This is a genomic window from Bacillus sp. EB106-04-02-XG92, from assembly GCF_058791995.1.
On the sequence record NZ_JBYTEA010000001.1, the window covers coordinates 268,461 to 282,451 of the forward strand.

At 36.2% G+C, this 13,991-nt stretch carries 19 protein-coding genes; 7 read left to right on the forward strand and 12 right to left on the reverse strand.

Annotated elements, in window-relative coordinates:
• Positions 1–8: 8 nt before the first annotated feature.
• A complete protein-coding gene (locus tag AC3WVA_RS01280; protein ID WP_001250164.1) occupies positions 9–197 on the reverse strand; it encodes a YkzI domain-containing protein in 189 nt (62 codons plus the stop codon).
• A 207-nt stretch (positions 198–404) separates the two neighbouring features.
• Between AC3WVA_RS01280 and AC3WVA_RS01285 the strand changes: the two genes are divergently transcribed.
• A complete protein-coding gene (locus tag AC3WVA_RS01285; RefSeq protein WP_000175083.1) occupies positions 405–1,031 on the forward strand; it encodes a YktB family protein in 627 nt (208 codons plus the stop codon).
• Positions 1,032–1,112: 81 nt separating this feature from the next.
• Here the strand turns inward: AC3WVA_RS01285 and AC3WVA_RS01290 are convergent, their stop codons facing one another.
• On the reverse strand, positions 1,113–1,382 hold the full coding sequence (locus AC3WVA_RS01290) for a UPF0223 family protein (protein ID WP_048530692.1): 270 nt from the start codon (positions 1,380–1,382) through the stop codon (positions 1,113–1,115).
• 367 nt (positions 1,383–1,749) lie between these two features.
• Here AC3WVA_RS01290 and speA point away from each other — a divergent pair, with 367 nt between their 5' ends.
• On the forward strand, positions 1,750–3,222 hold the full coding sequence (gene speA, locus AC3WVA_RS01295) for an arginine decarboxylase (protein WP_141539680.1): 1,473 nt from the start codon (positions 1,750–1,752) through the stop codon (positions 3,220–3,222).
• A 75-nt stretch (positions 3,223–3,297) separates the two neighbouring features.
• Positions 3,298–4,128, forward strand: coding sequence for a protein-glutamine gamma-glutamyltransferase (locus AC3WVA_RS01300; RefSeq protein ID WP_098880831.1), 831 nt, complete (start codon positions 3,298–3,300; stop codon positions 4,126–4,128).
• Positions 4,129–4,163: 35 nt separating this feature from the next.
• On the opposite strand, the gene AC3WVA_RS01305 is transcribed toward AC3WVA_RS01300, so the two are convergent.
• The 4 genes from AC3WVA_RS01305 to AC3WVA_RS01320 form a co-directional block, all read right to left on the reverse strand.
• The gene (locus AC3WVA_RS01305) at positions 4,164–4,292 is read right to left on the reverse strand and encodes a GapA-binding peptide SR1P (RefSeq protein WP_048530698.1); all 129 of its coding nucleotides are present in this window, start codon (positions 4,290–4,292) and stop codon (positions 4,164–4,166) included.
• Positions 4,293–4,336: 44 nt separating this feature from the next.
• Positions 4,337–4,465: a GapA-binding peptide SR1P gene (locus AC3WVA_RS01310; protein ID WP_000536800.1), complete on the reverse strand. Its 129-nt coding sequence runs from the start codon at positions 4,463–4,465 to the stop codon at positions 4,337–4,339.
• A 59-nt stretch (positions 4,466–4,524) separates the two neighbouring features.
• Entirely contained in the window at positions 4,525–4,653 is a 129-nt protein-coding gene (locus tag AC3WVA_RS01315) for a GapA-binding peptide SR1P (protein WP_000536778.1), read from the reverse strand.
• Positions 4,654–4,847: 194 nt separating this feature from the next.
• Entirely contained in the window at positions 4,848–5,144 is a 297-nt protein-coding gene (locus tag AC3WVA_RS01320; RefSeq protein WP_098344970.1) for a DUF3055 domain-containing protein, read from the reverse strand.
• A 128-nt stretch (positions 5,145–5,272) separates the two neighbouring features.
• On the opposite strand from AC3WVA_RS01320, the gene AC3WVA_RS01325 reads away from it, so the two are divergent.
• Complete coding sequence (locus tag AC3WVA_RS01325; protein WP_048530700.1) at positions 5,273–5,665, forward strand: DUF1885 family protein; 393 nt, start codon at positions 5,273–5,275, stop codon at positions 5,663–5,665.
• Between the two features lies 1 nt (position 5,666).
• On the opposite strand, the gene AC3WVA_RS01330 is transcribed toward AC3WVA_RS01325, so the two are convergent.
• The 5 genes from AC3WVA_RS01330 to pdhA all read right to left on the reverse strand — a co-directional run bounded on the left by AC3WVA_RS01330 (position 5,667) and on the right by pdhA (position 11,027).
• Positions 5,667–5,894, reverse strand: coding sequence for a hypothetical protein (locus AC3WVA_RS01330; RefSeq protein ID WP_048530702.1), 228 nt, complete (start codon positions 5,892–5,894; stop codon positions 5,667–5,669).
• A gap of 235 nt (positions 5,895–6,129) precedes the next feature.
• Positions 6,130–7,542: a dihydrolipoyl dehydrogenase gene (lpdA, locus tag AC3WVA_RS01335; RefSeq protein ID WP_000260104.1), complete on the reverse strand. Its 1,413-nt coding sequence runs from the start codon at positions 7,540–7,542 to the stop codon at positions 6,130–6,132.
• Positions 7,543–7,547: 5 nt separating this feature from the next.
• On the reverse strand, positions 7,548–8,837 hold the full coding sequence (gene pdhC, locus AC3WVA_RS01340; protein WP_087958536.1) for a pyruvate dehydrogenase complex dihydrolipoyllysine-residue acetyltransferase: 1,290 nt from the start codon (positions 8,835–8,837) through the stop codon (positions 7,548–7,550).
• A 93-nt stretch (positions 8,838–8,930) separates the two neighbouring features.
• Positions 8,931–9,908 (reverse strand): pyruvate dehydrogenase complex E1 component subunit beta, encoded by a 978-nt coding sequence (pdhB, locus tag AC3WVA_RS01345; protein ID WP_000068166.1) that lies wholly within the window; start codon positions 9,906–9,908, stop codon positions 8,931–8,933.
• Between the two features lie 3 nt (positions 9,909–9,911).
• A complete protein-coding gene (pdhA, locus tag AC3WVA_RS01350) occupies positions 9,912–11,027 on the reverse strand; it encodes a pyruvate dehydrogenase E1 component subunit alpha (protein ID WP_000536893.1) in 1,116 nt (371 codons plus the stop codon).
• A gap of 513 nt (positions 11,028–11,540) precedes the next feature.
• Here pdhA and AC3WVA_RS01355 point away from each other — a divergent pair.
• Both AC3WVA_RS01355 and def read left to right on the forward strand, forming a co-directional pair.
• Complete coding sequence (locus AC3WVA_RS01355) at positions 11,541–11,687, forward strand: YjcZ family sporulation protein (RefSeq protein WP_048530707.1); 147 nt, start codon at positions 11,541–11,543, stop codon at positions 11,685–11,687.
• A 150-nt stretch (positions 11,688–11,837) separates the two neighbouring features.
• Complete coding sequence (gene def, locus AC3WVA_RS01360) at positions 11,838–12,392, forward strand: peptide deformylase (protein ID WP_087958535.1); 555 nt, start codon at positions 11,838–11,840, stop codon at positions 12,390–12,392.
• A 63-nt stretch (positions 12,393–12,455) separates the two neighbouring features.
• On the opposite strand, the gene AC3WVA_RS01365 is transcribed toward def, so the two are convergent.
• Complete coding sequence (locus AC3WVA_RS01365) at positions 12,456–13,229, reverse strand: Cof-type HAD-IIB family hydrolase (RefSeq protein WP_098344968.1); 774 nt, start codon at positions 13,227–13,229, stop codon at positions 12,456–12,458.
• A 547-nt stretch (positions 13,230–13,776) separates the two neighbouring features.
• Here AC3WVA_RS01365 and AC3WVA_RS01370 point away from each other — a divergent pair.
• Complete coding sequence (locus tag AC3WVA_RS01370) at positions 13,777–13,989, forward strand: DNA-dependent RNA polymerase subunit epsilon (RefSeq protein WP_048530714.1); 213 nt, start codon at positions 13,777–13,779, stop codon at positions 13,987–13,989.
• Positions 13,990–13,991: the final 2 nt, after the last annotated feature.

Below are 13,991 nucleotides of genomic sequence, written 5' to 3' on the forward strand. Positions count from 1 at the left end.
TACTATTATTACGCTTCTAAACGAATCATTTCAAGTCTTAACACTTCTAACTTTTGTACACACTCTTCTTTTTTCTGTTTATCATCTTCCATCATCGCATCATATAAAGTTGCTAATTCATAATCTAGCTCCAAACGTAGCACCGGAATTCTCTTTTCAGCATCTGTTCTCTTTAACGCATTAATCACCTGTCTCATATTATTTGCCTCCTCCCAATATTCGTCTGCCCTCGGACTAGAATTGATTTAATTTTCTGATTTTTTGTTTTATACTATACTATGTTGGATAAATCATCTATGCAACAAAATTATATTTTTTTATTTAAATTTTTTTGTGCTGTTTTTTTTTATGAATAGTACAAGCTATGCTAAAATAAAAGCAAAATAGGAGTTGGAGGAACAATCATGACACTACAAACATTCAAATCAACTGATTTTGAGGTTTTTACAGTTGACGGTCTCGAAGAACGAATGAGTGCAATTAAAACGAACATTCATCCTAAGCTAGAAGCTTTAGGGGAACAGTTTGCAGCATATTTATCAAAACAAACTGATGAGAACTTTTTTTATCATGTCGCAAAACATGCACGTCGTAAAGTCAATCCACCAAACGATACTTGGGTTGCTTTTTCAACAAATAAACGAGGATATAAAATGCTGCCACATTTCCAAATTGGATTATGGGGTACTCATGCCTTCATATACTTTGGTTTAATCTATGAGTGTCCACAAAAAGTGGAGACGGCTCACGCCTTCTTAGAACATTTAAATGATTTAAAAACAAATATTCCAAATGACTTCGTTTGGTCCATTGACCATACTAAACCAAGTGTAAAATTACATAAAACACTTGAAACGGAAGACTTACAAAAGATGATTGAACGCCTAGCTACTGTAAAAAAAGCAGAATTATTAGTTGGTATCCATATATCACCAGAGGAGTTTTCAGCAATGACCAACGAACAATTCCTTGCTAAGATTGAATCTACGATGCAATCACTCCTTCCTTTATATGCACTTTGTAATCGATAGTAGAAAACGGACAATTTATATTGTCCGTTTTTAGTTGTTATCACATTATATCACTTCAGTTTTTATTTTTCAAAATATTTTTTACATTTTCACTAGCTTTTGTTCTTCAGTATCTTTCGCCCTTTGAATCGCACGGTATATAGAATACCCACTTACTTCTTGAAACTCCTTATCAATTTTCTTTTCTTCTGCTTTCGATGGAACAATCTCTTTAAAACGACGATATAATCCCATTAATTCTTCCCTTATAATTCCTTTTTCATATGCTTTCTCAATCGCTTCATAAAACTTCACAATTGCAACCATTTCCTCATTTGACCAATCATAATCTAACGGATATTGATATTCCATTTTGCACCTCATTCATCATTTCTTCTTATTTTCAATATGCTATCTTAAAGGGTTTTTTCTTCTTCACTATAGCCACTTTGCATTATACACTATTTATTCTTTATGATGGAATTCTCTTCCGCTGTACGTTAGTTCGAAATAACTATTTAACTTATCCACTATAAAAATATTTTTTGCTATACATCTATAATTATTGGTGATATAATGCTTTTGTTTTATAAAAAATATAGTGAACCTACCATCTCAAAAACACTTTTGTGAATGGCAGAAAAACAAGCCTCATACTAAAAAAGGACTTAACTTTTTTAGAACAGGATTATATAAAACAAATTATACTAAATATTAAGAAGAAGAAGGGGTGTATAGATTGTCCCAATACGAAACACCATTGTTTACCGCTTTAGTTGAGCACAGTAAGCGAAATCCAATTCAATTCCATATTCCTGGTCATAAAAAAGGACAAGGCATGGATCCTACATTTCGCGAATTTATTGGGCATAATGCATTAGCAATTGATTTAATTAATATTGCGCCGCTCGATGATTTACATCATCCAAAAGGTATGATTAAAGAAGCACAAGATTTAGCAGCCGCTGCATTCGGTGCAGACCATACTTTTTTTTCCATTCAAGGTACAAGTGGCGCAATTATGACAATGGTGATGAGCGTTTGCGGTCCTGGTGACAAAATCCTAGTACCAAGAAACGTGCATAAATCAGTAATGTCAGCTATTATCTTCTCAGGTGCAAAACCGATTTTTATGCATCCTGAGATCGATCCAAAACTCGGTATTTCACATGGAATTACAATTAAATCTGTCAAAAAGGCGCTTGAAGAGCACCCAGATGCGAAAGGCTTACTTGTTATTAATCCAACATACTTTGGCTTCGCTGCCGATTTAGAACAGATTGTACAATTAGCACATTCTTACGATATCCCTGTACTCGTTGATGAGGCTCATGGTGTTCATATTCATTTTCACGATGAATTGCCGATGTCAGCGATGCAAGCTGGGGCTGATATGGCGGCAACAAGTGTTCACAAATTAGGAGGATCTTTAACGCAAAGTTCTATTCTTAATGTGAAAGAAGGCCTTGTGAACGTAAAACATGTTCAATCTATTATTAGCATGCTTACGACTACATCAACTTCTTACATCTTATTAGCATCTCTTGATGTTGCTAGAAAACGTCTTGCTACAGAAGGAACTGCACTCATAGAACAAACAATACAATTAGCAGAACAAGTTCGTAATGCTATAAATGATATTGAGCATCTTTACTGTCCTGGAAAAGAAATGCTAGGCACGGATGCTACTTTTAACTATGATCCTACAAAGATAATTGTATCTGTAAAAGATTTAGGTATTACAGGCCATCAAGCTGAAGTATGGCTGAGAGAGCAATATAATATTGAAGTAGAACTCTCAGATTTATACAACATACTATGTCTTATCACTTTCGGGGATACAGAAAGTGAGACGAATACACTTATTGCAGCATTACAAGATTTAGCAGCAACATTTAGAAATAAAGCTGATAAAGGTGTTCAAATACAAGTAGAAATTCCAGAAATACCAGTGCTAGCACTTTCTCCACGAGATGCTTTTTATTCGGAAACAGAAGTCATTCCATTTGAAAATGCAGCCGGTCGTATTATAGCTGATTTCGTTATGGTTTATCCACCAGGGATTCCAATCTTTACTCCGGGGGAAATTATTACACAAGATAACTTAGAGTATATTCGTAAAAACTTAGAAGCAGGTTTACCTGTACAAGGTCCTGAAGATATGACATTACAAACATTACGTGTGATTAAAGAGTACAAGCCTATCAGTTGATAGGCTTTTCTTTCACCCTTTTTCCCTTTTCTCATACGATATTATGTAATGTAACGTATAGGTGGGGATACTATTATGATTGTAATAGGCCGTTCTATTGTACATCCTTATATCACAAATGAATATGAGCCATTTGCAGCTGAGAAACAACAAATTTTATCTATAATGGCAGGAAATCAAGAAATCTATTCCTTCCGAATATCTGATGAACTCAGCTTTGATTTAAACTTGCGCGTTAATATTATTACTTCTGCACTAGAACTGTTTCAAAGTGGATTTCAGTTTCGCACATTTCAACAATCCTTTTGCAACCCTCAGTATTGGAAAAGAACGTCACTTGGAGGATTCGAGCTCCTTCCACACATACCCCCTTCCATTGCCATACAAGATATTTTTAAAAACGGAAAACTATATGGAACTGAATGTGCCACCGCGATGATTATTATTTTTTACAAAGCTTTACTATCATTGTATGAAGAAGAAACTTTCAACCGCCTCTTTGCAAACCTTTTACTTTATACATGGGACTACGATCAAGATTTAAAACTCATAACAAAAACGGGTGGCGATCTTGTACCAGGTGATCTCGTTTATTTTAAAAATCCACAAGTGAATCCAGCTACAATTGAGTGGCAAGGAGAAAATACTATCTATCTAGGAAATTTCTTTTTTTACGGACATGGCGTAGGTGTAAAAACAAAAGAGGAAATTATATACTCGTTAAATGAACGACGAATCCCTTACGCTTTTATTTCAGCTTTTTTGACCGATACTATTACTCGTATTGATAGCCGTCTCATGAACCACTACACTTCTCCTAAAGCTCCACAGACATCCATAGGGTTTATTCCAATTCGAGATGATGCAATCGTTGCAACAGTTGGCAATACAACTACAATTTATTAAAAAAAGCGCCTACATATGTAGGCGCTTTTTCTTATTTAAGCTTTTGCATGTTCTTTATGGTCACACTCGCAATGAGATCCACATTTTCCGTAAAGTACTGTTGATTTTTCATCTTCAAAATGTCCGATTGTTCCTTCACATACTTGGCATACGATTGTTCCCATTTTTATTTCCCCCTGAGTTTTAATAATAATCTACTTATTTATAATTAAGCTTTCGCCTTATCTTTATTAGCACAGTCACAATTTGTACCACATTTCCCGTAAAGCACTGTCGTTTTTTCATCTTCAAAATGTCCGATTGTTCCTTCACATACTTGGCATACGATTGTTCCCATTTTTCATTTCCCCCTAAGTTTATGGTCCTAAAAACTTTTAACTGTCCATTTCCTATCAATTATTGGGCTTTTGTATGCTCTGTGTGATCACATCCGCAAGATCCACATTTCCCGTAAAGTACCGTTACTTTTTCATCCTCGAAGTGTGCAATTGTACCTTCACAATCTTGACATACGATCGTTCCCATTTTTCATTTCCCCCTAAGTTTATAATCCCAAAAACTTTTGTAACCGCTTAACTTTCTGTCTTCATTTTAATATGTTATACTTTTTACGTCAATAGGTTTTTAGTATAACACATTAAATATTTTCAATTTAAATTAGTATGCGATATTCAAACAAAAAAACAGCCATATTTATACGTACGACTGTTTTACATTATTTATTCTTCATATTCTGCATGCAAAGATGTAGATGGAACTAGAAATGAGAAAAACTGAGCTAACTCCGCTGCTTCACCTTCTGATCGTAATTTAAAAATTTCCTGTATATGTTGAACATTCTCTACATCATCTCGTCCAAGTAAAGTAGATCTTCCTGTTTGCATACAAACAATGAGCGGCTTTCCAAAAAACATATTTGTATAAATAACACCAAAATCATAACGAGTATCATGTGTCATAAACCCCAAAAATCGTACCTTCACACTTTCATGCTCATCATACAATTTTTCAAACATCGATTTCCACCTTTCTCCATCACCTTTCATTTAGTATATTAAACAAAAAAAGTAATACTCCTTTTAATTGTCAAAAAATTCAGTAGGAGGTAGAATGATAGTATTCTACTAAGTTAGGGGGAACTTATATGCAACATGCCTTTATTACGCTTGTACCTAAATCCAGTCAACAATCTGTTTCAATAGATGATATAAAACAACTTTTTCATTACTATCAAACAGTTACTTCCAAAACCGGTGTTCAAATTAATTACGCTTATACAAATACCGCTTTTCCTTATGAAATTTTAGATACATCAGCAACAACATTAAAACTACAATCTACTCACGATCGATATGACTCCATTTATGTTGGTATCGGTATAGAAAAGGAACAATCTTTTATTCAAATTTCTTTACCACCTAATGCAACATTTGGTGATAAAGGAAAAGCAAATGAATTTTGCCGTTTTCTAGCGAAGAAATTAGAAGGAGAGTTACAATTATTTAATGGAAGAACAATGTATTTCTATAAACGTTAATTTAAAAAATAGAAAATATGATTAAGAAAAGTATGCAATTTGAACACGTAAGGAATAATGCCTGCTTTCTAATTTGCAATACAAAATATGCGATCACATATGCTAAATAAAGAAACACAAAAAATAGAATTACTTTATAATGCAACTTATCACCATTTGACAATGATAGTACTACGGAAAAACCACTCCATAATAAAAAATGATAAAATATAACATGTAATCTTCTCATGGAACCTTCTCCTTTGACATGCTCTATTTTATTAATATATGGGATTATGTTTGAATCAATTACATATTATACGAAAGCATATGTGGCTTTTGAATTTATATATGTTCTAATCATTTAATTAAAGTATTATATATTCATTCGACAACTACATATAAAGACCTTGCAAGCCGTTTTTATTAAAATAAAAAATAGCCCATCTCTTTAAATAAGAGATGGGCTATTTTCATTACTTAAATTATTTTACAATGTGAATTGGCATTCCAAGAGCAACTTCAGCTGCTTCCATTGTGATTTCACCTAATGTTGGGTGAGCATGGATTGTTTGAGCGATATCTTCTGCAGTCATTCCTGCTTCGATAGCTAAACCAATCTCAGAGATAATATCAGAAGCACCTGCACCTGCAACTTGAGCACCTACAAGAAGACCATCTTCTTTACGTGTTACAAGTTGTAAGAAACCGTCAGTGCTATTTAATGATAACGCACGACCGTTTGCAGCGAATGGGAACTTAGATACAGTTACAGTCATTCCAGCTTCTTCAGCTTGTTTCTTAGTGTAACCAACAGATGCTAATTCTGGATCAGTGAAGCATACTGCAGGAATTCCGATGTAATCGATTGCTGATGCATGGCCACTAATTGCTTCAACAGCTACTTTACCTTCGTAAGAAGCTTTGTGAGCTAATGGTGGTCCAGGAACGATATCACCGATTGCATAGATATTTGGTACGTTTGTACGACATTGCTCATCGATTTCGATGATGCCGCGGTCAGTCATTTTAACTCCAACTTGCTCAAGACCGATTTCTTGAGTGTTTGGACGACGACCTACAGTTACTAATACGTAATCTGCTTCTACAGTTTGGATTTCACCTTTAACTTCGAAGCTAACTTTTACGCCAGTTTCTGTTTCTTCAACGCCTTTAGCCATAGCTTTTGTATGGATATTTACGTTACCTTTTTTCTGTAGAGCACGTTTAACAACAGAGCTCATAGCTTTTTCGAAACCAGCTAAGATTTCGTCACCAGCTTCTACTACAGTAACTTCTGTACCGAAGTTAGCATATGCAGTACCTAATTCCATACCGATGTAACCGCCGCCGATTACAACAAGTTTTTTAGGAATTTCAGGTAAGCTTAAAGCACCTGTAGAGTTGATAACACGTTTAGAGTATTTGAATCCAGGAATTTCGATTGGTGTAGAACCAGTTGCAAGAACAGCATTTTTAAACGTGTAAGTTTGAGCTGCATCTTCAGTCATTACGCGTAATGTGTTAGCATCTACGAAGTAAGCTTCACCGCGAATGATTTCAACTTTGTTACCTTTAAGAAGGCCTTCAACACCGCCAGTTAATTTCTTAACTACGCCGTTTTTCCATTCTTGAACTTTTGTAAAGTCAACTTTTACGTTCTCTGCAGTGATACCCATGTCATCAGAATGCATTGCATTCTCATAACGATGACCTGCATTGATTAACGCTTTTGAAGGAATACATCCAACGTTTAAGCATACGCCACCAAGGTTAGCTTTTTCAATAATTGCTACCTTTTGACCTAATTGTGCTGCACGAATTGCCGCAACGTATCCACCAGGACCTGCACCAACAACGACTGTATCTAATTCAATTGGGAAATCTCCTACTACCATTGTTATTACGCCTCCATTACTAATAATTGTGGGTCATTCAATAGACGTTTAATTTGGTTTAATGCTTTTTGAGCAGTTGCGCCGTCAATTAAACGATGGTCAAAGCTTAGAGATAATGCTAATACTGGAGCTGCAACAATCTCACCGTTTTTCACAACTGGTTTTTCAGCGATACGGCCGATACCAAGGATTGCTACTTCTGGGTGGTTGATAACTGGAGTGAACCATTGTCCACCTGCAGAACCAATGTTTGTAATTGTGCAAGAAGCACCTTTCATTTCAGCCGGAGCTAAGCGACCTTCACGTGCTTTACCAGCAAGATCATTGATCTCGTTAGAAATAGTGAAGATTGATTTACGATCTGTATCTTTAACAACTGGTACTAATAGACCTTTGTCTGTATCAGCTGCGATACCGATGTTGAAGTAATGTTTATGAACGATTTCTTGAGAAGCATCGTCTAAAGCAGTATTCAACATTGGGAATTCACGTAATGCAGATGTTAAAGCTTTAACAACGTATGGAAGGTAAGTTAATTTAATACCTTTGTCAGCTGCAACAGCTTTGAACTTCTTACGGTGAGCAACAAGCTCAGTTACATCAACTTCATCCATTAATGTTACGTGAGGAGCTGTGTGCTTAGAGTTAACCATTGCTTTTGCAATCGCTTTACGGATACCACTCATTTTCTCACGAGTTTCTGGATATTCACCAGCTGGGATTGGTTGTGCTTTTGGTGCTTCTTCTTTCGCTGCTGCTGGAGTAGCTTCTACTGCTGCTGGAGCCTCAGTTGCTGCTACTGCTTGTCCACCATTTGCAAATGCATCGATGTCAGCTTTTACGATACGGCCGTTCTTACCAGAACCAGCTACTTTATGAATGTCTACGCCGTTTTCACGAGCATATTTACGAACAGATGGCATAGCGATTACGCGCTCATTTACCACTTCTGCAGTTGCTGCTGGAGTAGCTTCCGCTGCTGGAGCTTCTACTGCTGCTTCTTCAGCTTTTGGAGCTGCATCATGATCGTCACCTTTAAATTTAAGGTTTTCGTATCCAGGAGCATCAAATTTAATTAATGTATCTCCTACGATTGCAACTGTTCCTTCTTCTACAAGTACTTCAAGTACTTTACCTTTAACTGGAGAAGGGATTTCTACTACTGCTTTATCATTTTGTACTTCAAGAAGTACATCGTCTTCGTTTACTTCATCGCCTGGTTTAATAAACCATTTTACGATTTCACCTTCGTGGATACCTTCACCGATATCTGGTAGTTTAAATTCAAATGCCACGGAATTCAGCCCCCTGATTCATTTCATTATTATAGAATATGTACAAAAGAAACCAGCATGTGCTGATTTCTTTTGCACATGAAAAGCTAAAAATTAGAAGTTCATTACTTTGTTAACAGCTTCAACAATATCTTTATGGTTTGGTAACCATACGCTCTCAGCTTGAGAGAATGGGAATACTGTATCAGCAGCTGCAACACGTACAACTGGAGCTTCTAAGTTTAAGATTGCACGGTCGTTAATTTCCGCTACAACGTTAGCTGCAATACCAGCTTGTTTTTGTGCTTCTTGAACTACAACTACGCGGCCTGTTTTTTCAACAGAAGCGATGATTGTTTCGATATCTAATGGTTGAACTGTACGTAAGTCAACAACCTCTAAAGAGATACCTTCTTTTTCAAGTTCTTCAGCAGCTTTTAATGCAGCGTGAACCATAGCACCGTAAGCGATAACAGATACATCTGTACCTTCACGTTTGATATCAGCTTTACCTAAATCAATTGTGTATTCGCCTTCTGGTACATCTTGACGGAATGAACGGTACAATTTCATATGCTCTAAGTAGATAACTGGATCGTTGTCACGAATCGCAGAGATTAAAAGACCTTTTGCATCGTATGGAGTAGATGGAATAACAACTTTTAGACCAGGTTGTTGAGCCACTAATCCTTCTAAGCTATCAGCATGTAGTTCAGGAGTATGAACACCGCCACCGAATGGAGAACGAACTGTTACTGGAGCAGTCCAACGTCCACCAGAACGATAACGCATACGAGCTAATTGACCAGAAATTGAATCCATTACTTCATATACGAAACCGAAGAATTGGATTTCTGGAACTGGACGGAATCCTTCTAGTGCAAGTCCAACTGCAAGTCCACCAATACCAGACTCTGCAAGTGGAGTATCCATTACACGATCTTCACCGAATTCAGCTTGTAAACCTTCAGTAGCACGGAATACACCGCCGTTTACACCAACGTCTTCACCAAACACAAGTACGTTAGGGTCATTTTTCATTTCAACGCGTAAAGCATCAGTGATCGCTTGAATCATTGTCATTTGAGCCATGGCTTACTTCGACTCCTTTTCTTTGTAAATTTCATATTGTTCAGCTAAGTTGTAAGGCATTTTTTCGTACATGATTTCCATTAAATCAGTAACTTTTTGTTTTGGAGCTTGGTCAGCCTTAGCAATTGCTTGTTTGATATCTTCTTTTGCTTCTTCGATTACTTTCTCTTCAACTTCTTGAGACCATAGGCCTTTGTTTTCTAAGAATGCACGGAAGCGTACGATTGGATCTTTTTGTTCCCATTCGTTCTCGATATCTTTTGTACGGTAACGAGTTGGGTCATCACCAGCCATTGTATGTGGACCGTAACGGAATGTTAAAGTCTCGATTAAAGTAGGGCCTTCGCCGTTTACTGCGCGCTCACGAGCGAAAGCAGTTGCTGCGTATACAGCTAATGGGTCCATACCGTCTACTTGAATTCCGTAAATACCTGCTGCTACTGCTTTTTGAGCTACAGTTTTAGCTGCAGATTGCTTTTCTACTGGAGTAGAGATTGCATAACGGTTGTTTTGTACAACGAAGATTGCTGGAGCTTTGAATGCACCCGCAAAGTTCATACCTTCGTAGAAGTCACCTTGTGAAGCACCACCGTCACCAGTGTAAGTAATTGCAACAGATTTTTTGCCACGTAGTTTCATACCTAACGCAACACCAGCAGTTTGGATGATTTGCGCACCGATGATGATTTGTGGAGCAAGTGCATTTACGTTCTCAGGCATTTGGTTACCCATGAAATGTCCACGAGAGAATAAGAATGCTTGGTATAATGGTAAACCGTGCCATACTAATTGTGGCACATCACGATATCCTGGTAAGATGAAATCTTCTGCTTCAAGTGCGAAATGACTTGCTAATTGAGAAGCCTCTTGTCCAGCTGTTGGTGCGTAGAAACCTAAACGTCCTTGACGGTTTAAAGAAATAGAACGTTGATCTAGTACGCGAGTATACACCATACGGCGCATTAATTCTTTTAATTGATCATCAGATAATTCAGGCATAGCTGCTTCATTCACAACTTCGCCTTTTTCATTTAAAATTTGTAATGTCTCAAATTGAGCTGCGATAGCTTTCATTTGCTCATCAACATTAAATAGGGTCTTTTTTGTTTTAGTACCCATTCCGTTCACCTCTTCCTCTCTTGAACCATATTCTGAAACGCTTTCACTATCTATTGGCTAGACTGAAAACGCAACAATGTAAACCAACAAATTTATTTGTCGGTTGAGAATAATTTTGTGTACCTAACAATCTGTACTAATGTTTTTTCAGAAACATATTAATACAATCTTGATCACGTTTTTTAGTTTACAACTATTCTAATTACGATGTCAATTACTTTGAATACGTTTTTTTATAAATAATCTGCAGGTCTCTTCTACACAAACGTGTTTTTATTTTTCACATCTGTATTAGTAAGCATTAACCCGCTGTTATATTATTCCCTTTTTAACTTGTTTTTTCTCTTAGAATAATATGTAAACGATTTAATTCTCTTTAGTTTTTCTCTCTTCTTAGCAAAAATATACAAACTCTTCTTCCTTTTATAGGTAATTACCCATACATTTCTACTCTCCTCTCCATACATTATAGTAACCGCAGTATTAGCGGGAAATGATAAAGGAGGTCATCTCATGTACGGATACTCATATTGCTATCCAACTTGTTCAACCCCTTCCTACGGTTATGGCGGTTCTTGTGGCGGGTCTGGACGCGGCTTCGCCTTAATCGTTGTGTTGTTTATTCTTTTAATTATCGTTGGTGCTGCTTGCATTCGCTAATGTAAAATGAAACAACTATGGAAAGAAACAGACGGCTTTGCCGTCTTTTCTTTTTATTACATACATATTCTATAGTAGAACGCTTTCCCTACTTGTCGATGACTTTTTTCATCTCCTTTGGTAGACTAAAGGGGAAAGGAGAGATTACATATGCTTACAATGAAAGATGTCATTCGCGAAGGAGATCCTATTTTGCGAAACGTTGCAGAAGAGGTAGTAATACCAGCGAGCGAAGAAGATACAAATACACTTCAAGAAATGATTGAGTTTGTAATAAATAGCCAAGATCCTGAAATGGCTGAAAAATATAGTTTACGCCCTGGAATTGGATTAGCGGCTCCGCAAATCGGTATTTCAAAGAAGATGATTGCGGTTCATGTAACTGATACGGACGGTACGTTATATAGTCATGCATTATTCAATCCAAAAATCATTAGTCATTCTGTTGAACGTACATATTTACAAAGTGGTGAAGGCTGTCTATCAGTAGACCGCGAAGTACCTGGTTATGTCCCTCGTTATACAAGAATTACAGTGAAAGCTACATCTATTAACGGTGAAGAAGTAAAACTACGTTTAAAAGGTTTACCAGCAATTGTATTTCAGCATGAAATTGACCATTTAAATGGTGTTATGTTCTATGACCACATTAATAAAGAAAATCCATTTGCTGCTCCTGACGATTCAAAGCCTCTAGAGCGATAATAAAAAAGGCGGAAGAGTAACTCTTCCGCCTTTTTTATTATATGAAATGGGTTCCATATTCACCTATAGTAATCCAGCCCATTTTAATCCATGGTATATGCCGTCTTCAGTAACATCCTTTGTTACATGATTTGCGAGTTTCTTCAAGTCTTCATGACCATTCCCCATCACAATACCTGTCCCAACCGCTTCGATCATTTCTAAATCATTTAAGCCATCTCCAAATGCATACACTTGTTCACGGTTAAATCCTAATTTTTCAATGAATTTCTCAATCCCTTTTGCCTTCGAACCACCATTTGGAATAATATCCATTGAATACGCATGCCAGCGAATAAAATGAAAATCTGGGTACTGATTAATAAACTTCTCCTCTTCATTCACTTCACAGAAAAGAAGTGTTTGATAAATATTACGTTCCTCATAAAAATCAGGTTCATATGCCGGATGCTCAAAATTTAAGCTTCCAAAACCTTCCTTCACATAATCATGATATTCTACTGACGCTCTCATTTCTTGATGATCAAGATAGACAAGTGGATACCCTTCTTGATTTGCAAACTGAGTAAACTTATGTAAAGCAGCTGGATGTAATGGGTTATTAAATACTACCTCGTCTTCAAATACAACGTACTGTCCATTAAAGCTAACATAATTATGAATATTAAGTTCCTTACGAATATCTTCAAACATAAATGGCGCACGCCCTGTCGCAATTGCTACATGCACACCCTTTTCTTGTAACTGTCTTACTGCATCTCTTGTAGATTGAGGTATCTCCTTATCATGATCTAATAATGTTCCATCAATATCAAAAAAGACAATTTTATCATTCATTTGTCAAAATCCTTTCTGTTACTCTATATTCCTATTTTGATTATCGCTTTTCAAATTCTAAAAAAAAGTATAACATATTAAACATCTGTGAAGAAAGCGTTCACTTTCTGACCTTATTTATGAAACCTGCATATATATATTAGTAAAAAATGTGGATACTTGTTCGTATGAATTTTCTTTTCTATTCTTTCTCATACTATACCTATAACTAACGGCTACTAATCGTTACTATAGAATAACTTTCCCTGTATGAGAAAAGACAAGATTCAACATTCACTTTTGTCTTCTTTCTTATATCAGAGACGGCGTTTTCACTAGTACTATGCATGTTTTAAATAAGGAAAGGAAGGAGTAATCATGCTGAAGAAGCTGAAGAAAAAGCTCAAGCGTTATTTAAAAGATCTAGTCCGTAAAAAGACAATCGCTTAAATTGTGCCCATTTCGGGCTTTTTCTTCATTCTCATTCGAAAAAACATGAAAATCGTGACTGTTTGCTTTATAATAAGTAACAGATAATGCAAAACATAGACAAGGAGAGGTTTTCCAAATGATTTTTAAAGTATTTTATCAAGACAAAATGACTGAGGTTCCAGTACGTGAAAATACAAAAGTTTTATATTTAGAGGCTACGTCTGAAAAGGATGTTCGTAAGAAATTAAATAAGTTCGCATATAATATCGAGTTCGTTCAGTCTGTTACTGGCAATCATCTTGAATATGAAAAAGAAAACGCTGATTTAACATTAGCGGAAATCGTATAGTC